Source organism: Burkholderia sp. b14 (assembly GCF_900156195.1).
Lineage (GTDB): Bacteria > Pseudomonadota > Gammaproteobacteria > Burkholderiales > Burkholderiaceae > Mycetohabitans.
Window position 1 is genome coordinate 273,847 of the sequence record NZ_FTPJ01000002.1, and the last position, 22,082, is coordinate 295,928.

General features: G+C 60.4%; 10 protein-coding genes and 8 pseudogenes. 10 read left to right on the forward strand and 8 right to left on the reverse strand.

The window, feature by feature from the left end:
* Positions 1–33 precede the first annotated feature (33 nt).
* The 7 genes and pseudogenes from B0B13_RS02370 to B0B13_RS02410 form a co-directional block, all read left to right on the forward strand.
* A pseudogene (locus B0B13_RS02370) lies at positions 34–255 on the forward strand (transposase); the annotation flags it as partial.
* 807 nt (positions 256–1,062) lie between these two features.
* A pseudogene (locus B0B13_RS19930) lies at positions 1,063–8,005 on the forward strand (amino acid adenylation domain-containing protein).
* Between the two features lie 70 nt (positions 8,006–8,075).
* A pseudogene (locus B0B13_RS02390) lies at positions 8,076–8,442 on the forward strand (transposase); the annotation flags it as partial.
* A gap of 172 nt (positions 8,443–8,614) precedes the next feature.
* Positions 8,615–8,912, forward strand: a pseudogene (locus tag B0B13_RS18940) (hypothetical protein).
* Positions 8,899–9,138 carry a DUF3597 family protein gene (locus tag B0B13_RS02400; protein WP_083703593.1) on the forward strand — a complete coding sequence of 80 codons (240 nt, stop codon included), beginning with the start codon at positions 8,899–8,901 and terminating at the stop codon, positions 9,136–9,138. The pseudogene B0B13_RS18940 and the gene B0B13_RS02400 overlap by 14 nt, the downstream one beginning before the upstream one ends.
* A gap of 100 nt (positions 9,139–9,238) precedes the next feature.
* On the forward strand, positions 9,239–9,700 hold the full coding sequence (locus B0B13_RS18945) for a rubredoxin (protein WP_076787993.1): 462 nt from the start codon (positions 9,239–9,241) through the stop codon (positions 9,698–9,700).
* Between the two features lie 153 nt (positions 9,701–9,853).
* Positions 9,854–10,264: a DUF4399 domain-containing protein gene (locus B0B13_RS02410; protein WP_076794173.1), complete on the forward strand. Its 411-nt coding sequence runs from the start codon at positions 9,854–9,856 to the stop codon at positions 10,262–10,264.
* A 132-nt stretch (positions 10,265–10,396) separates the two neighbouring features.
* On the opposite strand, the gene B0B13_RS02415 is transcribed toward B0B13_RS02410, so the two are convergent.
* The 5 genes and pseudogenes from B0B13_RS02415 to B0B13_RS02430 all read right to left on the reverse strand — a co-directional run bounded on the left by B0B13_RS02415 (position 10,397) and on the right by B0B13_RS02430 (position 15,552).
* Positions 10,397–11,698, reverse strand: a complete 1,302-nt coding sequence (locus tag B0B13_RS02415; protein WP_076794175.1) for an ATP-binding protein — start codon at positions 11,696–11,698, stop codon at positions 10,397–10,399.
* Between the two features lie 3 nt (positions 11,699–11,701).
* Positions 11,702–12,351, reverse strand: a pseudogene (locus tag B0B13_RS02420) (response regulator); the annotation flags it as partial.
* Positions 12,352–12,642: 291 nt separating this feature from the next.
* Positions 12,643–12,938 (reverse strand): annotated as a pseudogene (locus B0B13_RS18950) (hypothetical protein); the annotation flags it as partial.
* Positions 12,939–12,944: 6 nt separating this feature from the next.
* A complete protein-coding gene (locus B0B13_RS02425; protein ID WP_076788004.1) occupies positions 12,945–14,141 on the reverse strand; it encodes an amino acid aminotransferase in 1,197 nt (398 codons plus the stop codon).
* Between the two features lie 31 nt (positions 14,142–14,172).
* A complete protein-coding gene (locus B0B13_RS02430; RefSeq protein ID WP_076794178.1) occupies positions 14,173–15,552 on the reverse strand; it encodes an amino acid permease in 1,380 nt (459 codons plus the stop codon).
* A 186-nt stretch (positions 15,553–15,738) separates the two neighbouring features.
* Here B0B13_RS02430 and B0B13_RS02435 point away from each other — a divergent pair.
* Positions 15,739–16,200: pseudogene (locus tag B0B13_RS02435) on the forward strand (Lrp/AsnC family transcriptional regulator); the annotation flags it as partial.
* Here the strand turns inward: B0B13_RS02435 and B0B13_RS02440 are convergent.
* From B0B13_RS02440 to B0B13_RS02450, 3 genes are all read right to left on the reverse strand, one after another.
* Positions 16,175–17,119 (reverse strand): alpha/beta fold hydrolase, encoded by a 945-nt coding sequence (locus tag B0B13_RS02440; protein ID WP_083703595.1) that lies wholly within the window; start codon positions 17,117–17,119, stop codon positions 16,175–16,177. The pseudogene B0B13_RS02435 and the gene B0B13_RS02440 overlap by 26 nt on opposite strands.
* 7 nt (positions 17,120–17,126) lie before the next feature.
* The gene (locus B0B13_RS02445) at positions 17,127–18,731 is read right to left on the reverse strand and encodes a benzoate-CoA ligase family protein (protein ID WP_076794180.1); all 1,605 of its coding nucleotides are present in this window, start codon (positions 18,729–18,731) and stop codon (positions 17,127–17,129) included.
* A 113-nt stretch (positions 18,732–18,844) separates the two neighbouring features.
* On the reverse strand, positions 18,845–19,312 hold the full coding sequence (locus B0B13_RS02450) for a DUF4863 family protein (RefSeq protein ID WP_076794556.1): 468 nt from the start codon (positions 19,310–19,312) through the stop codon (positions 18,845–18,847).
* A 181-nt stretch (positions 19,313–19,493) separates the two neighbouring features.
* Here B0B13_RS02450 and B0B13_RS02455 point away from each other — a divergent pair, with 181 nt between their 5' ends.
* Together B0B13_RS02455 and B0B13_RS02460 are read left to right on the forward strand one after the other, a co-directional pair.
* Positions 19,494–20,459 carry a helix-turn-helix transcriptional regulator gene (locus B0B13_RS02455; protein ID WP_139337283.1) on the forward strand — a complete coding sequence of 322 codons (966 nt, stop codon included), beginning with the start codon at positions 19,494–19,496 and terminating at the stop codon, positions 20,457–20,459.
* Positions 20,460–20,573: 114 nt separating this feature from the next.
* Positions 20,574–22,066: pseudogene (locus B0B13_RS02460) on the forward strand (enoyl-CoA hydratase-related protein).
* The last annotated feature ends 16 nt before the right edge of the window (positions 22,067–22,082 follow it).

The window sequence follows — 22,082 nt, forward strand, 5'->3', positions numbered from 1 at the left end:
TTCGCGGCGGGAACACGCAGGGCATCGGTTCATATCACGCCAGTTACCAACGCCATTGAAAGCATACACATGCAGTTGCGCAAGATCGTGAAGAACCGCGGCCACTTCCTGAGCGACGAAGCCGCCAGCAAACTGCTGTATCTGGATTTGCGCAATATCAAAAAGGATTGGAAGATGCTACCTATCACTTGGCGGCAGGCGGTCAATCAATTCGACATTCTATTCGGCGACCGGTTCACGAACGCCATGAACTGAAATCTTTTAGCCGACCTCGGCATACAAGATTCCTGAGACATCCGCATCTGATGTGTTTTACTGCTCAAGCAGTCTCAGCTAAGCACGTGCCAAGCCTCGCTGATAGGTTGGCACAGTGGCGAATCGCAATGGCTTGCCTTTTGCTGTGGGTTGCAAGTTTCGGCTTTATCGTTTCGTTTGTTCAAGACTTGTCGTTTAAGCAAAGATAGTGGACTTGAGTGCATCATGATGTGCGCTTTACAGTCTTTCAACCCGGCGCTAAGCGTCGCGATGACCTGAATCGTTGTAGCGGCTCCTGACAGTTGGGCACGGTGCTTGCGCGACGTGAAGCAGTTAGCGTCGAGCTGATGGGGCCGGGAACGGGTGCGTTGCCGTAGCCGTATAGTTAAATACAATAAAAACGATGTCCGAAGGGAAAAAGGAAGAAGTACCTCAGTACTGAACCCCAAGACGCTGCGCCTGTACGGTGCAGGTGCTGGTCCTGTTCTTTTTAACTGTCTTGCTTGGCCGACTGTAATGCCAATCCACGCGCAGCGTCACGCGCGTTATGTCCAGTATTTTCGCTAAAGTTTGACATAAATTGATCGTGGCGTACTCACTGGCTGGCTAAGTAGCACGAGTGGCGCACTGACGCGTGCCGACGAGTGGCCCTGGTCGCCGCAGTGAATGGTTAAGGATTGCACGCGACGTGTCATAAAAGCCGTATTGGTTCCCGACGAGCAACGATAGGTTTTGATTGCGTCGTTATATTAATTGGTACAACTATTAATTAACAGGCTGCTTAGTCGCCTGAATCGGAGCTTTTTTATGGATGCTTGCATCACGCCCGTTACCCAGCCGTTATCCAGTGCGCAAACCGAAGTTTGGCTCGCGCAGCAACTACATCCAGACAGCCCTGTTTACAACATTGCGCAGTACACGGTGATCGATGGCGTGATTGATGCGAGCGTCTTTGAAGCGGCATTGCGCCAAGTCATCGATGAGGCCGACACCCTGCGCTTGCAATTTGTCGATAGCCATGACGGGCTGCGGCAGAGGATCGGTGCACCCGCATGGTCAATGCCGGTGCTGGACCTCACGTCAGAAGCTGATCCTCAGGCAGCAGCCCAGGCGTGGATGCGCACCGATTATGAACAGTCGGTGGATCTACTGCAGGGGTCGCTTTTTCAGTATGCATTGTTGAAAGTCGCGCCCGAGCAGTGGTTTTGGTATCAGCGCTATCACCATATCATGACGGATGGATATGGTCAGTACCTGATCGCACAACGCGTTGCGCACGTGTATAGCGCGCTGTGCGCGGGAACGGCGCCGGCGGCATGTGATTTTGGCTCGATCCGACAGCTATTGGAAAGCGATGCGCAATATCAGACCTCCGCCCAGAGGGAAAAGGACGAAGCGTATTGGCTTAAGCACTGCGCCCATCGGCCTGAGCCGGCGACGCTGGCAAGCCGCGCAGCCCCTGCTTTCCAGCAGCGGCTGCGTCAGACGACTGACCTGGCCATTCAATGGGTAGACGACTATGTGCTGGATGCGGGCCGGCTGGCGCAGTTTCTGAGCGCTGCACTGGCCGCGTATCTGCATCGCATGACTGGCGCGCAGGATGTGGTGTTCGGTTTTCCAGTGACCGCCCGCTTGGGGGCAGACGGGCACATTCCTGGCATGGTCGCCAATACGGTTCCATTGCGGTTCAGATTCGAGCCGGAGATCAACTTAATGTCGTTGATGCGGCAGGCGGCGAAGGAAATCCAAAGCGCACTGCAATATCAACGCTACCCGAGCGAAGCGCTGCAGCGTCAACTTGGGCTGGCGCCGGGGCAGTCACTATTGGGCATCAAGGTCAACGTGATGCCGTTTGACTACGCGCTGTCGTTTGGCGGGCATTCATCGACGAGCCATAATCTGCTCGCGGGTCCGGTTGAGGATCTGATGCTCAATGTCTATTGGACACCCAATAGCCGTCAATTACGGATCGACTTTGATGCCAATCCGGCTTGCTACACCGCGGAGATGCTCGACACGCATCAGCGCCGGTTTATCCGGTTCATACAAGTGCTCGCTGCCGATGCCATGCAACCGATTAGCGAGATCGATCTGCTCGACGCCGACGAGCGGCATCGGCTACTGATTGAGTGGAATGCGACAAAACAAGACTATCCATCGCACTTATGCATCCACCAGTTGTTCGAAGCACAGGTTGAGCGCACGCCCGAAGCGCAGGCGCTGGTGTATGAAGATCAAACGTTCAGTTATGCGCAGCTGAATGCCCGGGCCAATCGCCTCGCGCACCAGCTGATCGAGTGGGGCGTCAAGCCCGATGCGCGCGTGGCGATCTGCGTGCAGCGCAGTGCCGCACTGGTTGTGGGGCTGCTGGCGATTTTAAAAGCGGGTGGCGCGTATGTGCCGCTCGATCCCCACTATCCGAATGAGCGCTTGACGCATATCCTCGCCGATGCGGCACCGAACATAGTGCTCGCAGATGCGGTCGGGCAGACTGCGTTGGGCGAGGCGGCGCTGGCCGAGTACACGGTGCTCGATCCGACCATATTGCCGGCATTGCCAGACACCAATCCATCGGTGGTGGGACTGACGGCCCGGCATCTGGCGTATGTGATTTATACGTCGGGCTCAACCGGCACCCCGAAGGGCGTGATGGTGCCGCATCATGCGATTGTGCGGTTGGTCATCAACAATGACTTTGTTGACATTCGCACCGATGATCGTGTGGCGTTCGCAGCGAACCCGGCTTTCGATGCGAGCACGTTTGAAGTGTGGGCACCGCTGTTAAATGGCGCCACCGTTGTGGTGATCGATCATGACACGGTGCTGATGCCCGCTGCGTTTGCGCACACTTTGTGCGAACAGCGCATCAGCATCTTGTGGCTCACCGTTGGCTTGTTCAATCAGATGGCCGCGCAGGTGGACACGGCCTTCTCTCAACTGAAGGCATTGATTGTTGGAGGAGACGTGTTGGATGCGAGGTGGGTTGCGCAAGTGATGCGCGAGTCACCTCCTGAGCAACTGATCAACGGTTATGGTCCGACCGAGAGCACCACGTTTGCGACGACTTACAAGATCACGTCCGTGCCGGAAACAAACGCCAGCATCCCGATTGGCCGGCCGATAGCGAATACGTGCGTTTATCTGCTCGACGCGCACGGCCAGCCGGTGCCGCTGGGCGCGATCGGTGAGTTGTATATTGGTGGTGCTGGGGTGGCACGCGGTTATCTGAACCGCCCGGCGTTGACCGCCGAGCGCTTTGTGCCGGATCCGTTCTCCGATGAAGCGGGTGCGCGGCTGTATAAGACTGGGGATGTGGCGCGTTATTTACCGGACGGCAATCTGGAGTATTTGGGGCGCAACGATGAGCAAGTGAAGATCCGCGGCTTTCGGATTGAACCGGGCGAGATTGCGGCGTGCCTCATACAACACCCGCAGGTGCGTGATGCGGTGGTGCTGGCAACCGGTGAAGGCTCGGATAAGCGGCTCGTGGCGTATGTGCAAGCCGAAGCGGATGAGCAATTGGCGAGCACACTGCGCGCACAGATGGCGGCGAGGCTGCCCGAGTATATGGTGCCCAGTGCGTTTGTGCGGCTCGATGCGTGGCCGCTGACGCCCAACGGCAAGCTTGATCGGCGTGCATTGCCGGCACCGGATGACGCCGCGCTGGCGCATCAAGCGTATGAAGCGCCGCAAGGCGAGCTCGAGGCGACGCTCGCGGCGATCTGGGCCGAGCTATTGGGTGTGAAGCAGGTCGGTCGGCACGACAGCTTCTTTGCGCTCGGCGGGCACTCGCTGCTGGCGGTGCAGCTCATTGAGCGTCTACGGCGTCAGGGCTTGAGTGTGTCGGTGCGGGCGCTATTTGAGGCACCGACGCTCAGTGCGTTGGCGCAGACGTTGGGTCAGTGCCGTGACGTGGTGGTGCCGCCCAACGCGATCACATCTGACACGACTGCAATTACGCCATCGATGCTGCCGCTCATTGAGCTGACGCAAGCGGACATTGAACAGATTGTCGAGCAGGTGCCCGGTGGCGTAGCCAATATCCAGGACATTTATGCGCTGTCACCGTTGCAAGACGGGCTGCTGTTTCACCATTTGCTGGCCAGTGCAGGCGATCCGTATCTGCTGATGGCGCAGCTGGCCTTTGACACGCGAGCGCGGCTTGACCAGTATCTGCATGCGCTGCAGCAGGTGATCGATCGTCACGATATTTTGCACACCGCGTTCGTGTGGGAAGGGCTGTCCATGCCCGCGCAAGTGGTATGGCGCCACGCACGGCTGCCGGTCACCGAGCTGACGTTAGACGCCGCTGACGGGCCGATCGCCGAGCAATTGGCGCGGCGCTTTGATTCGCATCACACGCGCTTGGAGCTGACGCAAGCGCCGCTGCTGCACGGTGCGATCGCCCAGGATAGTGAGGGGCGCTGGCTGCTCATGCAGCGGCTGCACCATCTGATCATTGATCACTCGACGATGGAAGTGATGTACGCGGAGGTGCGCGCATTCATCGAGGGGCGAGGCGACACGCTGCCGCCGGCGCAGCCGTTCCGCCATCTGGTCGCGCAAGCAAGGCTTGGCGTGAGCCAAGCCGAACACGAATACTTTTTTAACGAGCTGCTCGCGGATGTAGAGCCGACCCTGCCGTTTGGGCTTGCACAGGTACAGCACGACGGCAGTGAAGTGAGCGAGTCACGCCGGATGCTGCCGCCGGCGTTGAACGATCAACTGCGCGCGCATGCGCGGCGCCTAAGCGTGAGCTTAGCAAGCCTATGTCATCTAGCGTGGGCACAGATGCTCGCCCGCGCGAGTGGCCAACAACGTGTAGTGTTTGGCACGGTGCTATTCGGGCGCATGCAAGCCGGTGAAGGCGCTGACAGTGCGATGGGGCTCTTTATCAATACGCTGCCGCTGCGCGTGGACTTGGATGGCAGTGTGCAGGATAGCGTGCATGCGACGCACGCGCGCCTAGCGGCGCTGTTGGAACATGAGCACGCGTCGCTGGCGCTCGCACAGCGCACTAAAGAGCGGCGTGCCGGCGGACACGCCGCTCTTTAGTGCGCTGCTCAATTACCGGCACAATGCGATGGATTCAAGCGCGCGCAGCGGGCTACCGGGCGTTGAACTGTTGAGCGCTCAGGAGCGCACCAATTATCCGCTAACACTGTCGGTCGACGATTTCGGTCAAGCGCTGGGACTGAGCGCGCAGAGCGTGCTGTCACTGGACCCGGATCGGGTGTGCGCGTATATGCAGCAGGCGCTGCACAGCTTGGCCGACGCGCTCGAGGCGACGCCCGACAACGCAGTGCAGCAGTTGCAGGTGCTGCCTGAGGCCGAGCGCGAGTTGCTGCTTAACACATGGAACGCGACGCAGCAGGCGTATCCGTTGCACTGGTGCGTGCATCAGCTATTCGAAGCGCAGGTCGAGCGCACGCCCGAGGCGACGGCGCTGGTGTTTGAAGACCAAACGTTGAGCTATGCGCAGCTGAACGCACAAGCCAATCGTCTCGCGCACCAGTTGATCGAGTTAGGCGTCAAGCCCGATGCACGCGTGGCGATCTGCATGCAGCGCAGTCCCGCGCTAGTCGTGGGGCTGCTGGCGATTTTGAAGGCTGGGGGCGCGTATGTGCCGCTCGATCCCACCATCCTGCCGGCGTTGCCGGACACGAATCCATCAGTAGCCGCGCTGACGGCCCGGCATCTGGCGTATGTGATTTATACGTCTGGCTCTACCGGCACGCCCAAAGGGGTGATGGTCGAGCATCGGGGCGTGGTAAACCTTGCTCTGGCGCAGATCGCCTGTTTTGGTGTACAGCCAACCAGCCGCATTGTGCAGTTTGCGTCGTTCAGCTTTGATGCGAGTGTATCCGAAATCTTTATGGCCCTTGGCAGCGGTGCAGCGCTATATCTGCCCCCCGAGGCGGCCCGGCAGGATCGGCAGGCTCTGTGGGACTATTTGGCAAGCCATGCGATTACGCACGCGACTTTACCGCCTGCCCTGCTTCAACATGGCGCAGATTTGCCCAGACTTGGTCCGTCCTTGACGCTGATTCTGGCAGGTGAAGCACCCAGTGCAATGTTGGTTCGATACTTGGCCGATCAAGGCACGGTCTTGAATGCCTACGGCCCCACGGAGACAACCGTTTGTGCCACAGCATGGCGTGGTGCACGTGACTTTAACGGTGCGGTCTCGATTGGCCGGCCGACTGCGAACACGCGCATTTATTTGCTCGATAGCTATGGTCAGCCGGTGCCACTGGGCGCGGTCGGCGAGATCTATATTGGTGGTGCCGGGGTCGCACGGGGCTATCTGAACCGCCCAGAGTTGACCGCCGAGCGCTTTGTGCCGGATCCGTTCTCTGATGAAGAGGGTGCGCGGCTGTATAAGACCGGAGATCTGACGCGTTATTTACCGGACGGCAATTTGGAGTATTTGGGGCGCAACGATGAGCAAGTGAAGATCCGCGGCTTTCGGATTGAACCAGGCGAGATCGAAGCGTGCTTAACGGTGCACCCGCAGGTGCGTGATGCGGTGGTGGTAGCAACCGGTGAGGGCTCGGCTAAGCGGCTGGTGGCGTATGTGCAGTCCGAAGCGGATGAGCCACTGGCGAGCACGCTGCGTGCGCATGTGGCCGCAACATTGCCCGAGTATATGGTGCCCAGCGCATTTGTGCGGCTGGACGCGTTTCCGCTGCCGCCCAACGGCAAGCTCGATCGGCGCGCGCTGCCCGCACCGGATGACGCGGCGCTGGCGCACCAAGCGTATGAAGCGCCACAAGGCGAGCTCGAGACGACACTCGCGTCGATCTGGGCCGAGCTATTGGGTGTGAAGCAGGTCGGTCGGCACGACAGTTTCTTTGCACTCGGGGGCCACTCGCTGCTGGCCATGCGCCTGATCAGTCGTGTACGTACAGCGTTAGGGATTGACCTTGCTATTCGTACGCTGTTTGAGGCACCCACCCTCGCAGGCTTAGCACACCATTTACTTAAGCGTGACGGGATCCAGAAAAACTCGTTTTCCGTTCTGCTTCCTCTTAGGCCCACAGGCAGTCATCCTGCTCTTTTCTGCATTCATCCCGCATTGGGTTTGAGCTGGAGCTATATGGAGCTGTCCAGTTACCTTCCCCCGAACCAGCCCCTTTATGGCCTGCAGGCTCGTGGGTTAGATGGAATAAGCCCGCTTGCATCGACCCTTGACGAGATGGTGTCAGACTATCTTGAACAAATGCGCCGGGTTCAGCCCAAAGGGCCTTACTGCTTATTAGGATGGAGCTTCGGCGGCAATGTGGCGCATAGCATGGCTGTTCGACTCGAACACCAGGGCGAAAAAGTGGCGTTGCTGGCGTTACTGGATAGTGCCCCTCTTGTAAGCAGCAACGCCTTTGCAGAGAAAGAAAATCAACTTGACCAAGCGATGATTAGAGAGGTGTTTGCCGCCCACTATGGCAATGAGTTAGTCTCGTCGATGGATGAGCGTTTATTGGAAAATACCGAGGAAATTGCAAAGAATAATGGGCGTATCGTGAGAGATTATTCTTTACCTCAGTATGGCGGTGATGCGCTATTGTTTCGAGCCACGGTAGCAGAGGCGGGACGTGAAACGCTTGTCACGCCTGATGCGTGGAAACCGTATGTGTTCGGGGAGATAGAGGTTCGTGACGTTCACTGTCGCCACGGAGAAATGCTTAGCCCAGGACCCACGGCGATTATTGGTCCCATCTTAGCCTGTAAGCTAGATGAGTGGGAAAGCTGAGGCACTGACCCGCCCTTTGCAAACAGGGCTAGCCAGCACCTAGTAAAGTTCGTTTCCGAAGAAGACGAACATGAAAAAGCGCTTTACGGAAGAACAGATCATCGGGTTTCTGAAGAAAGCCGAGGCCGGCATGCTGGTCAAAGAGTTGTGCAGTCAGTACAGGTTCAGCGACGCGTCGTTCTACACGTGGCGCGCGAAGTTTGGCGGCATGGAGGTGTCGGAAGCACGCCGGCTCAAGGAGCTGGAAACCGAGAACGCGTGGCTGAAGAAGCTGCTGGCCGAGGCGATGCTCGATATGCAAGCGTTGAAGGTTGTCGTCAAGGCAAAGCCTTGAGCCGCAAGCCAAGCGCCAGGCAGTGGCGGCGATTCGGGAGAAGATGAACATCTCAGAGCGCCGCGCCTGCCGGCTTGTCGGGCTGTCTCGCAGCGTGTTGCATGACGAAGCGAAGCCGGACCATGAGAATGAAGCGCTGAGGGTGCACCTGGTAAAACTGGCGCGTGTATTGACCCACCGGAAGCCTGCACACGTCATACTTCGGGAAAAGGAAGATGACGAGTACAAGGATGGAAGAGGAAATCAAGCGTTAGACGGCCAAGCGCAAGAGCGCGCTGGTGCTGAACATCGTCCAGGGCAAGACGACGGTGGCCGAAGCCAGTGGAGCCTTTGGACTGTCGCTTTCGGAGATCGAGCACTGGGTTCGAGGGCGGCAAGCATGGCATGGAGAGCGCGCTACGGGCCAACACGCTCGACGTGAAGAAGCGATCGCGTAGCCACTGGCCATTGAGAATATCCAATATAAATGGCGGAACCATTGTTACGGCGTCTCGTAGCATAGAAGAGCGCCGTTGGGACTGCCGTTGCCGCTCGGTGTTTCAAGTCTGCGGAGGAAGCGATGACGATCTTTGATGATATCGTGAGCAAGTTGCTGCGTAGCGCTAGGCCAGATGCATGCATCGTTTCGCCGGAACCCGCGCCGGACCCGGCAGCGGCTACCGCGTCGACCGACGCGCCGATTCCGGTGCCGACACCGCTGAGTGGTGTCGATGTCGCCGCCGTGCTGGATGTCCGGGTGCGTGAAAGTGGACGTGCGCTGGATTGGCGGCGCGATGTTGCGAATAACGAAACCGATTGACAATGCCAATGACACAATCCAACTGGATGTTGTCGATAGAATATCGGCTTCGCGCTGGCGGTCGGAGCGTCGCGCTTTCCTCTTTGTCACGATTTTCCATATGTATAAGAAAGGCGCTGTTGTCGAGATTCAATTCACCGCTAACCGGCTCAACGACCATGCAGGGGAGCCGTACTGGATCGACCTGGACCCAGACGAGGCGATGACTCTGTATCGGCAATTGCACGCCAGGTTGGCTAATGCAACGCCGCCGGCTCAACCGCTTATCGTATCGCTGGATGCACCGGCGGCCAGACACGACTCGGCACGTGACGCACCACGTCAGGTGGGCCCCGCTGTAAGGCTCGATACCGCCGCAGCAGCCCAGCCGGCTTCGGCGGAGTCAGACGAGGTCGCGTTTCGGCAATGGGTCTGCGTGATCTGCGGCTGGGTCTATGACGAGGCGCACGGCGCGCCGGACGACGGGATCCCGCCTGGGACCCGTTGGGACGACGTGCCGGCCGATTGGCGGTGCCCGCTTTGCGACGTCGGTAAGGCGGACTTCGCAATGGTCGAGTTCTGACCGATATCAATCGGTGTCACGGTTCACCGGCATGCGTCGGGGAGGCCCGGCAGGCTTGCATGGCATACTTTGCACAGCGCGGCTGAAGCCGGTCGTGGCCGATCGGCACGGTCGCATCCCGCGTTGTTTTCTTGCCACAAGGAGCAATTCGTCATGATCCGTGTCTTGGTGAAGTTACTGTGCCGTACTACGCTATCGTCAGCGCTGTTCGCGGGCTGTGTCGCGGCGCATGCCGCCGGCGTGAGCTTTGTCGAGCCGAAGGATGGCGCACAGGTTAGCAATCCCGTCCATCTGAAGTTCGCGGTGGAAGGGATGAAGGTCGTGCCGGCCGGCAACATGACCCCGGGAACCGGCCACCATCACCTGCTGATCGACGATCAAGCGCTGCCCAGCGGTGAAGTCGTGCCGGCCAATGATCATTCGATTCATTACGGCAAGGGCCAGACGGAAACGGACGTCACGCTGCCGCCCGGCAATCATACGCTGACGATGCAGTTCGCTGACGGCGCGCATCGCTCGTATGGACCAGAAATGAGCCAGACGATCCAAGTTCACGTCAAGTAGACTTGACGTGAACCTGCTGGATGCATTGGTGAACGCCATGCCGCTGACAGTTTGACTTATTCGCGGTGCTTTCGTCGAAGCGACCTAGAGGCCGCTTCACGCAGCGGCGGGTGCTCGCTCCGATAGCGATCGTTAGGGTTCCTCACCCGGCAGCGCAGGCAACGTCATGACAAAGCGCGCGCCGCCGAGCGCACCCTGTTCGAGCCATACGCGGCCGCCGTGCAGCAGCGCGATGCGTCGCACGATCGCCAGTCCCAAGCCGAAGCCGCTGGTTTGCAGGTCGCGGCTGGAATGCGGCTGGTAGAACGGCTCGAATACCCGTTGCCGATCTTCAACGGGGATGCCCGGGCCGTCGTCCTCAACAACAAGCTGCAGCGCGCCATGCGCGTCAGTCGTCGCGCTCAGCGTGATGTTGCTGTTTGCATAGCGCAGGCCGTTGCGGACTAGGTTCAATAACGCGCGGGCAACCAGCTTTGGGTCACATACGTATCGTTGTGGCGAGCCCTGTATCGATACCGATAGCGTCAGCCCTCGGTCGCCGACGTCATGCGCGACGCTGCCGGCGACGCTGTAGAGCAGTTCGTCGACCGCCACGCACGTCGGCGTCTTATGCGGCGCCAGCTGCTCAAGACGGCATAGCGTTAGCAATTCGGTAATTAAATCATCGAGTTCCCGCACGTCGGCGTGCAGCGCGTCGTGGCGCTCGCGCTGGCGCTCAGGCGAGTCCGGCGATGCAAGCAGTGCCAGCCCAAACTTGAGCCTGGCCAGCGGCGTCTTCAGTTCGTGCGAAATACCGTACATCATGTCACGCTGTTGCAGGATCGAGGCCTCGATCTGCTCGGCCATCTCGTTGAATTGCCGCGACAGCGCATAGATGTTGGATTTGCTGGATACCTGGGCCCGCGTGGACAGTTTGCCTGCGCCGAATGCACGGACGGCGGCCTCGAGCTTGTGTAGATCGCGCCAGTGGTAATGAATCCATGTCCAGACGGCCAGCAGCGTGGCGAACGCGATAAATCCGTATGCGTAGATCTGGAGGTCCAGATGGGGCGGCTCCTCCGGACTGGCGTGCACGACCATGCCGTCTGGCATTGGCATGTCGTCATGCTTGGTACCCATGCTCAGCGCGATCTTGCCGGCACGTAGCTCGCTCGACTGCCGCGCCTCGAGCAACCGCTCGACGTCATGCCATGTCATGAAGCTGAGGCCCTCGTTGCCATGCTTGCTCAACTCGCGTAGCGCCGCGGTGCGCTGATCGCCGGCGTGCCGCTTGAGAAAGTCGGTCAGCACGAACGCGTAAGTGGTCAGCGAATTGCGCGCCTGCTCGCTGGCGCGCTCGTGAAAAATACGAACGAACGACACGTTGACCAATGTGATGGCAGCGCCCGCGACGACGATGATGGCCAAGTACAGACGGATCAGCGAACGAAGCATTGACTCCTCCCACGCAAACGGGCTGAATAGGTAGCCGCGTCCCAGATGGTCTTGAGCTTGCACGGCGCTGACGTAGCGTCTGCGAAGCGTCGCTTGAGTGGTGAGATGCTGGAACTGACGGAACGGTCCAGTGCGCCGAATTCGATACCGCGCAGTGCTTTCAGAATGTTGCCGCGCCATGTGACCTTGCGGTTCGGCGGCGAGATCACGAGTTTGTCGGATTTCAGCGCGTCGCCGATCGGCGGGGCGCCAACTGCCGCCGGCGCCGGATGCATCCGGCACAGCAGCGCTCGTGCTCGCGCCCGCGCGATCAGCAGCCGCAGCTCGATGGGCTTGACCCTGTAGTCGTTTGCGCCGGTCTGCAGGCCGGCGACCTGAGCGTCGAGGTCCACGCGTGCGGTCAGGACCAGCGCCGGCAAGCTGAGCAGCTTGCGGATGCGGCGGCACACGGCCATGTCGTTCAGATTCGGCAGCATCAGGTCCGGGATCATCAGCGCGAGATGGTGCTCGCGCAGTGCATCTAGCGCGACGTTCCCGCGCCGGACCTCATGGACCAAGAATTTGTCGCTGTCGAGGATCTCGCGCACCCACTGCGCGAGCGGGTCGTCATCCTCACTTAGCAGGACCTTATGTTTAAGCAGTACGTCTTCCATGGTCTTTTTTGTGTCGCACTAGCCGATTCTATCCGGCCTAGCGGTGCCATGGATAGTGCGCAGACAACCCAGGACAACCAGTTAAACTTGGACACAAATCTGCACAACTTGAGAATAGAGGTGAAGTCGGCGGTTTTAGATTATTGTTTCCACCACAACCTTTTTTCTGACTCGCGTACAAACGTCTGCTTTCCCTGACGTTACCGCTGGCCACGCTGCCTGTCGTGCTACCGGCTCATGCCGAAACACTTATACGATCATGGCCGGCGGCGGTGTAGGCTATTCACCGTTTCACGCCGGCACGTACACCATCTGGGCGTTGTCGCCTATCAGAAACGCGTGGTTGGCGTCGGCGACCGCGCGCAGGTAAGTTCCACAGGGACGTGATGCGGCGTAGCTTGCGCAAATCCTTGCGGCAGCATAGCCAGAAGCGCCGCGTGACGAATACTTCATCTGCTAGCACAGGCATGATCGCCAGATCGGCCTCGCGCTTGGACAGGCATCACGAGATGCGGCACTGGCAGCAGGTCGATTGAGATGTCGGGGTGGTGCGCGCTGAAGCGCGCCAATTGCGGCGACAGGAAGAACAGCCGTCACGCGCGCAGCACGCTCGCGATGGCGTCGGCGACCATGCCGACGTTCTGCTCGTTCAGGCCCGCGACGCACATTCTTCCTGAGCGAACCAGATATACGCCGTGCTCGGTGCGCAGCCGGTCCACCTGCGCGGCGCTCAGCCCGGTATAGGTGAACATACCGCGCTGTTGGATATAGCGTGACAATGTATCGTCGACGACACGGCCCTGCAACCGCTGGTGGATTGCACGACGCATCGCGGCAATGCGCTTGCACATCGACGCTAGCTCGGACTGCCACGACGCGCGTAGCGCTGGCGTGCAGAGCACCTTGTGGACCACCTTAGCGCCGTAGGTCGGCGGGTTACTGTAGTTAGCTCGTACTGCGCCGGTCAGCTGCCCGAGTACGCGCGTTGCCTCGTCAGCGGATTGGCACACGACGCTCAGGCCGCCGCAGCGTTCGCCATACAGCGAGAAGTTCTTTGAAAACGAGTTCGCGACCAGGCACGATAGGCCGCGCGCGGCCAGCTCTCGCACCGCGAAGGCGTCATCGTCCAGATCTGTGCCGAAACCCTGGTACGCCATGTCGACGAACGGCAACAGCTCGTTTTGCTCGATGAGCGAGATGACCTCGCGCCATTGGTCGCGGTCCAGGTCGACTCCGGTCGGGTTATGGCAGCACGCGTGCAGTAGCACGATATGGCGCTTCGGAATCGCGCGCAACGCATCGAGCATCGCGTCAAAGCGCAAGCCGCCGGTGGCGCCATCGTAGTACGGGTAGGTGTTCACCGTGAAGCCGGCGCGTTCGAATACCACGCGGTGGTTTTCCCAACTGGGGTCGCTGATCCACACCTGCGCGTCGGGGAAGGTGCGTTGCAGGAAGTCTGCGCCGACCTTCAACGCACCCGAGCCGCCCAGCGTCTGCAGCGTCGCGATGCGCCGATCGGCGCGCGCGCCGCATGCGTTGCCGAACACCAGCTGCTGTACTGCGTCGCGATAGGCAGGCAGTCCCGACATTGGCAGGTAGGGACGGGGTCCGATCTCGCCGGCCAGCGCATGCTCCGCATCGCGCACAGCAGCCATCACTGGCAGCTTGCCGTGCGCGTCGAAATAGATGCCGATGCTCAGATTCACTTTGTCGGCTCGAGGATCGACTTGGAAATCCTCGTTGAGCGACAGGATTGGATCACCGGGAAACGCTTCGACGTGTTCGAACATGGAATAGCCTGAAAAGGTAAGACGTTATCGCCTAGAGGTCCCCGGATATCGCCAACGGCGCACCGGGCCGGCGAAAGCGATAGCTTATCGCCAACACCGCCAGCCAGGCAGGAATCAGGTAGACTGACAGGCGCAACGTCGGCGTGCAGTACATCACGACCAGGATCGCAGCAAGGAACGTCAGGCACAGATAGTTCGTGAACGGATGGCCGACGCTGGCGAAGTGGCTCGTTTGGCCAGTCCTGCGCTTGTGCTGCCGAAAACGCAGGTGGATGATGCTAATCATGGCCCAGTTGATCAGCAGCGCTGATACCACCAATCCCATCAACAGTTCAAACGCCCGGGCCGGCATCACATAATTGATGACCACGCACACGCCGGTGATCGCCGCCGATACCGCGAGGGCGGCGACCGGCACGCCACGCCGGTTCACCGTGCCGAGCGCGCGCGGCGCGTTGCGTTGCCGAGCGAGCGAGTACAGCATCCGACTGTTGCTGTAGACCCCGCTGTTATAAACTGACAGCGCGGCGGTTAGTACCACGGCGTTGAGCACGGTGGCCACCACGTTGCTGTTCATCGCGTGGAAGATCATCACGAACGGGCTGCCGCCGCTGGCGACATTCTGCCATGGATAGAGCGACAGCAGCACGGCGAGCGCGCCGACATAGAAAATCAGGATTCGGTAGACGACCTGGTTGGTGGCGCGCGGGATACTGTTGTGCGGATCGTCGGCCTCGGCAGCCGTGATGCCGACCAACTCTAGGCCGCCAAACGAGAACATGATCACCGCCATCGACATTGCCAGACCATTGGCGCCGTTCGGGAAAAAACCACCGTGTTGCCACAGGTTGGCAATGCTCGCTTGCGGGCCCGCCGAGCCGGACAACAGCAAGTAGGCGCCGAATACGATCATGCCGGCGATCGCGGCCACCTTGACGATCGAGAACCAGAATTCCACCTCGCCGTATGATTTTACGCTGCCCAGGTTGATCGCGTTGATTAGCACGAAGAACGCCAGCGCTGAGGCCCACGTTGGCACGCCGGGCCACCAATATTGGATATAGATGCCGACCGCCGACAACTCGGCCATGCCCACGAGAATGTACAGTACCCAGTAGTTCCAACCGGACAGGAAGCCTGCGAAGCGGCCACAGTACTGGTCGGCGAAGTAACTGAACGAGCCGGCGACCGGCTCGTCGACCACCATCTCGCCGAGCTGCCGCATGATCAAAAAAGCGATGCCGCCGGCCAATGCGTAGCCTAGCAATACTGACGGTCCCGCCATTTGGATCGTCTGCGCGATGCCCAGGAACAAACCGGTGCCGATGGCGCCGCCTAGCGCAATTAACTGGATATGCCTGTTTTTCAATCCACGCTTGAGCGCGGTATCTGTATTGTCTGCTACTGCCATGTTTCCCTCTATTCTTGTGGAATGAGACGCGGTGCCGCGTCGATGGGGGTTGCCGGCCGGCCGCACGGCCCTTGAGTACAGGCTGAGTTTATCGAGTGTGCCGGGAAATAGTATTGTGCACTCCGCCGGGGCAAACCCTTGCTTATGCTATAAAGTTTTGTGTTTTGCAGCGAACGGGAAAGCCAAGTGCAGGTACTCAAGCTCGATCGTACAGACCGCCGGTTATTAACCGTACTACAGGAACAGGCGTGTGCTTCAAACTTGGAACTGGCTGAGGCGATACGGCTGTCGCCGGCGCAGACGCTGCGCCGCCATCGGCGCCTGGAGGAACTCGGCTTGATCAAACGGTACGAGGCCCGCCTCAATGCACCGCAACTGGGCATTGGCGTCGTCGCGTTTATCCATGTGACGGTGGAGCGCGGACATATCCACAACATGGCGCGGTTTCGCGAACTGGTTGCCGAACTGGCGCAGATACAAGAGTGCTTCTCGGTAACAGGGGACATCGACTACGTATTGAAGGTCGTGGCGCGGGACTTAAAGGCGTTGTCGGCGTTTCTACTCGATACGCTGCAGATCCCGGGCGTGAGCAAAGTGCGCTCAAGTGTATGTTTGGACGAGATCAAGTGCACGAGTGCGTTGCCGCTCGAGCTGTGGGCGTGGCGCAGCAAGGCGGCCGTGGTGGTCCGCTCAAGCTTGTGGCGGCGCAAACAAAATCCGCGATCACCCAATTGAGTTTGGCCGGCGCGTCTCGATGCGGCGAATGGCCGCAGGAGGGCAGCTTGGCCAGCCGCGCGTGACGGACATTGTGGTGGATCATATCGATTTGCGCCATCGTGCCGTACTTGTCGGCGTAGCCTTGGATCGCCAGCAGGTGGCATTGGATGCACGGTAGCACGCCGGTGATGTTCCAGTTACGGAACGCCGGATCCAGCCAGATGTCGTTCCAGCCGTAGAATGCGGAATTGACATCGTCGTGGTAGCGCGCAAGCTTGTCGCGCAGGCTCTTGCACTCGTAGTCAATCTTCATTTGCGCGATGCTGTCCACCGATACCTGCTCAACCATCACGTGCGGCGCGATGACGACCACACCGGCCAGCGCGTTAGGAAACGCGCTGGCGTACAGCAACGCGATTGAGCCGCCGTCGCTGTGCCCAATAAGCCACATCCGCGCTCGCGCGTCCGCGTCGATGCCTAGCGCATCGAGCAGTGACGGCAGCACGTCGTAAGCCTGCTCGTGCATGAACTGCACGGGCCACTTAACGCCCGGCTCGCGCGGCGTGGAACGTCCGTAGCCGGGCCGCGAATAGACCAGTGCGCGCCAGCCGAGCGCGTCGCACAGCGTTTGTGGCCAGTCCTTCCACATCGCCACGCTGCCCAGTCCCTCATGCAAGAATACCGCGATCGGTGCGTCGTAGCGCGTGCGGTTCAGCCAACGATACTCGATCTGCAGCGCGCCGTGCGTCGCGCCGGCGGGCAGCGTCGTTAGCCCACCATCGGCGGTGACTTGGCCTGGTGTGCTGGCTTCGGCGGTGTGCGCCTTTGCGGAACTTGCGCAATGATGCATGGAGACCTCAGGTTCGTGCTCGCAGCTTGAAGCGTTGGATTTTACCTGTTGCGGTCTTCGGCAACTCGTCGACGAACACGATTTCGCGCGGAGACTTGTGCGGTGCGAGCCGTTGCTTGACGAATGCCCGGATCTTGTTGGCCAACGCATCCGAGGCACTCACGTGAGCCTTGAGCACGATGAACGCGCGCGTCTTCAACAAACCGTCGTGCTCGACGCCGACGACGGCGGCCTCTAGCACCGCGTCGTGATACACCAGCGACATCTCGATTTCGACGGGCGAGACGTACTGGCCGCTGACCTTGAGCATGTCGTCGCTACGGCCCGCGTACACATAGCGGCCGTTGGACTGACGGCGGAATTTGTCGCCGCTGCGTAACCAATCGCCGAGGAACGTCGTACGGGATTTCTCGCGGTTACACCAGTACATCAGCGCCGCGCTGGGGCCCTTGATAAACAGGTCGCCGATCTCGCCGTCCGCGACGGGCGCACCAGTTTCGTCGCGTAGTTCGACCTCGTAGCCGGGCACCGGCGTGCCGGTGGTGCCATATTCGACGTCGCCCGGCCGATTCGACAGGAAAATATGCAGCATTTCCGTTGAGCCGATGCCATCCAGGATCTCGCAGCCGAAGTGCGCGCTGAATCGCTCGCCAATCGCCTTGGGCAGCGTTTCGCCGGCGGACGTGCAGATGCGCAGCGCCACCTGCTCGCGCGCGGGTAAGCGCGGGCAAGCAAGCATGTTCGCGTACAGCGTGGGCACGCCATAGAAAATCGTGACGCGATGCCGCACGAGTCGTGCGAACACCGCGTTTGCGTTGGGGCGTTCGGCCATCAACACGGTGGTCGCGCCGACCGAGAGTGGAAATGTCAGCGCGTTACCCAATCCGTAGGCAAAAAACAGCTTGGCCGCCGAGAATACGATGTCATGCTCGTTGATGGCTAGCACCGACTTGCCATACAGTTCTGCGGTCCAGTACAGGTTGGCGTGGGTATGCACGGTACCCTTCGGCTTGCCGGTCGAACCGGACGAATAGAGCCAGAACGCGATGTCGTCGCGGCTACTGCGGATCGGCTCGGCCATGGGCATCGCGGTGTCCAGCAAGTGTTGCAACACGGGCGCAGCATCATCGCGGGATGCCGGCATCGCACCGTGGTCGACGCCACTGACAATCAGCTCACACGAATCGGCCTGTGCCTGGTCCAGTGCCGGCAGGACAGCGGGCAGCAGCGACGCGGAAGCCATGACGACGCGGGCGCGGCTGTGCGCGATCATGTACGCGTATTCGCCTGGGCCGAGCAGCGTGCTGGCAATGACCGGTACCACCCCAGCATAAAGCGCGCCGAGGAACGCGACCGGCAACTCGACGGTGTCCAGCATCACCAGCAAAATCCGCTCTTCCGGCCGCACTCCCCGCGCGCGCATGACGCTTGCGAAGCGGCGTGCATGCTCCTGCAGCGCCCCATAAGTCAGTGTACCGGCGTCGTCGATGTAGGCCAGTCGCTGCGCGCGCTGGCGATTCAAATCGAACAGATGCGTGGCGAAGTTGAACTGGGCCGGCGGCGAGCTGGCCGAGATCGTCGCGCCAGCGTGGGACTCTCTTAAGGCTTGCATTTTTCCTCCGACAATGACGCGAAAGGGGCCATGACACGCCAGCGCGCAAGCATGCGCACGGCAGGCGCGCAAGCGGTGGGCCGCCGAGCATGCCGTGCAGCCTGGTGTGCCAATCAGGCGGGGGAGAATTCGATTGCGCCGTGGGGCAGCAGATACATCACCAGCGCGCGGCCGTTCGAGACCGTTGGCCGATGCTCGCTGCCGGGACCGTAGACGCACCAGCCGGCAGCGTGGCCGTCAAATGTTGCGTTCGGCGTAATCGGCATGATCAGGTCGATCTCGCCGTGCGGATGGACGTGATGTGGGCCGGCCACATCGGCCATGTCGACGACATCGACGGAAAAGCCGCTAGTGCTGGCGTCGGGTTTGAAAATCCGGCCATAACGGATGCCTGCGTGTTCGCGGTTGCACATCCAACCCTGTGCGACGCCGGCCTGACAGGCTTGCGCCAGCTCGCGGTATTCGGCGCTCTGCGGCGACCAGCGGGCATTGAGCCAGTCAGCCAGCGCGCCGTCAAGTTCACGTCCGGCCAACGGTTCCGTTACACGCGCGATCATGCGGTGAAAGTCTTGTGGCGACATGCGGGTCTCCGGGATAGCGTTGCGGGCGTCGGTCAGCGGCATTGGTATGCCGCCGTGATGCGATGCCGGTGGCTGGCCACGGTTATCATTCAGTGCGATGGCGATGAAATTAGTCGTTGAGCATGCCATTGTCAAGCAATATAGTGCATATAAAGTGACAGAGTGACAAACGTGGCTGAAGATGAAGCACAGTGATACATCGCGGCTTGCCGATGCGTCCGTTGAGCGCGGTCCCGAGTTGCCGGCCAACGACGGTTCGGGCGCCGGACGTGATTCGCGCGATCCGTTTCTAACTGCCATGGGCGAGCGGGTGCGGTTGCTGCGGGCGCGCCGCGGGATGACGCGCAAGAGTCTGGCGGCTGAAACCGGCTTGTCAGAGCGGCATCTAGCGAATTTAGAGTCCGGCGTCGGTAACGCTTCGGTGCTGGTGCTGCGCCAGATCGCGCTGGCTTTGAACTGTCCGCTCGCGGAAGTGATTAGCGACGAGACCACATCGTCGGCCGAATGGCTGTTGATTCGCCAGTTGCTGCACGGGCGTGATCCGGCGTCATTGCAGCGCGCACGCGTGGCGCTCGCTGACTTGTTCGAGCAGGTGCGGCGCGACCCCGACCGGAACCATAGGCTCGCGCTGATCGGCTTGCGAGGCGCCGGCAAGTCCACGCTTGGCCGGATGCTGGCGCAAGAGCGCAAGGTGCCGTTTATCGAGCTAAGCCGGGTGATCGAACAGTTAGCCGGGGGCTCCCCGTCCGACATTCACTCGCTATATGGCGCTAACGCGTATCGGCGCTACGAGCATCGCGCACTGGAGGCGGTGATCGCCGAACATCCGCGCGTGGTGATCGCGACAACGGGCGGCCTTGTGTCAGAGCCGGCCACGTTCAACGTGCTGCTCGCGCATTGCTTCACGGTATGGCTGCAGGCTAGTCCGGATGAGCATATGCGTCGCGTCATCGCCCAAGGTGATCTGCGCCCAATGTCGGGCAGCAGCGAAGCCATGGAAGATTTAAAGCGGATTCTGGCGGGGCGCGGTGAGCTGTACGGCCGGGCCGACCTGAGCTTCGATACCAACGACAAGACGTTGGCCGATGCTTATTTGCAGTTGCGCGATCGGCTGGCCGTACGGCTATCGGCGGATTATGAATCGTAAGCAGCTGAATAATAAATGGAAATATGAAATAGAATTCATTTTTCGTCTTTGAATTGATGTTGTTGTGCAATATAATTCAAAAACAATTGTGTGCTGCCTTGTTCGGAGACGCCTATGGCCCCGCTGGAACCCGTTGCTGCTCCCGTCGACTTTCGTACCGATCCGTCGCGCTACAAGCACTGGAAGCTGTGCTTCGACGGTCCAGTGGCGACGCTGGCGCTCGATGTGGATGAGGAGGGTGGCATTCGCAGCGGCTATAAGCTCAAGCTCAATTCCTACGACCTGGGCGTGGACATCGAGCTGCACGATGCATTGCAGCGTATCCGCTTCGAGCACCCCGAGGTACGCGCCGTCGTGCTCACGAGCAGCAAAGAGCGGGTGTTTAGCTCCGGCGCGAACATTTTCATGCTCGGCATGTCATCGCATGCGTGGAAGGTCAACTTCTGCAAGTTCACCAATGAAACCCGCAACGGCATTGAGGATGCATCGCGCCATTCGGGGCTGAAGTTTTTGGCCGCCGTGAATGGTGCGTGCGCCGGTGGTGGCTACGAGCTAGCGATGGCTTGCGACGAGATCTGGCTTGTTGATGACCGGTCATCGTCTGTCGCGTTGCCGGAGGTACCGCTGCTTGGCGTGCTGCCTGGCACCGGTGGCCTCACGCGGCTGACCGACAAGCGCAAGGTCAGACACGACCGGGCTGATTTGTTCTGCACTGTGGTGGAGGGCATTCGAGGCGAGCGCGCGAAACAATGGCGGTTGGTCGACGAGGTGGTCAAGCCTAGCCAGTTTGCACAGGCAGTCCAGGCGCGCGCGCTTGAACTGGCGGCACAAAGCGATCGTCCCTGCGACGCGCGGGGCGTCGCGTTGACCCCGATCGAGCGCAGCACCCGCGACAACGGCATCGCGTACCAGACGCTCGCGGTCACGCTGGACCGGGCCGCGCGCATCGCGACGTTGACCGCGAAGGCGCCGTGTGGGCCGCAGCCCGCGGACATTGATGCAATCGTTGCGGCCGGGGCCAACTGGTGGCCGCTGCGGTTCGGCCGCGAATTGGATGATGCGATCCTGTCGCTGCGCACGATGAATCCGGGTCATGCTTTGTCGGCATACTCGCCGAACTCGCGTTCGCGGCGGACCGCTCCTACATGCAGGCGCTGCCGGACAACCCGTCGCAGCAGCCGGCGATCGTGCTGTCTGAGGCCAATTTCGGCCTGTACCCCATGGTCACGCGGCAGTCGCGGCTGGCGCGGCGCTTCTACGGCGATGACGCGTTGTTCGAGGCGCTGCGCGACAAGATCGGTATGCCGGTCGATCCGCTGGAGGCAGAACGACTAGGTCTAGTCACCGCCGCGCCTGACGACCTGGACTGGCCCGATGAGATCCGCATCGCACTCGAGGAACGCGCCGCGATGTCGCCGGATGCGTTGACCGGCCTGGAGGCCAACCTGCGCTTTAACGGGCCCGAAACGATGGAGTCGCGGATCTTCGGACGCCTTAGTGCATGGCAGAACTGGATTTTCAATCGCCCGAACGCGGCCGGCGACAAAGGTGCGTTGAAGGCCTATGGTAAGGGTGCCAAGCCTCAGTTCGACGTCGCCCGCGTTTGAGGCGAGTTGCTGGCGC

Coding starts and splice junctions, on each gene's coding strand:
- B0B13_RS02400 (WP_083703593.1), top strand. CDS start 8,899: ATGACGATCTTTGATGATATCGTGAGCAAGTTGCTGCGTAGCGCTAGG.
- B0B13_RS18945 (WP_076787993.1), top strand. CDS start 9,239: ATGTATAAGAAAGGCGCTGTTGTCGAGATTCAATTCACCGCTAACCGG.
- B0B13_RS02410 (WP_076794173.1), top strand. CDS start 9,854: ATGATCCGTGTCTTGGTGAAGTTACTGTGCCGTACTACGCTATCGTCA.
- B0B13_RS02415 (WP_076794175.1), bottom strand. CDS start 11,698: ATGCTTCGTTCGCTGATCCGTCTGTACTTGGCCATCATCGTCGTCGCG.
- B0B13_RS02425 (WP_076788004.1), bottom strand. CDS start 14,141: ATGTTCGAACACGTCGAAGCGTTTCCCGGTGATCCAATCCTGTCGCTC.
- B0B13_RS02430 (WP_076794178.1), bottom strand. CDS start 15,552: ATGGCAGTAGCAGACAATACAGATACCGCGCTCAAGCGTGGATTGAAA.
- B0B13_RS02440 (WP_083703595.1), bottom strand. CDS start 17,119: ATGCATCATTGCGCAAGTTCCGCAAAGGCGCACACCGCCGAAGCCAGC.
- B0B13_RS02445 (WP_076794180.1), bottom strand. CDS start 18,731: ATGCAAGCCTTAAGAGAGTCCCACGCTGGCGCGACGATCTCGGCCAGC.
- B0B13_RS02450 (WP_076794556.1), bottom strand. CDS start 19,312: ATGTCGCCACAAGACTTTCACCGCATGATCGCGCGTGTAACGGAACCG.
- B0B13_RS02455 (WP_139337283.1), top strand. CDS start 19,494: ATGAAGCACAGTGATACATCGCGGCTTGCCGATGCGTCCGTTGAGCGC.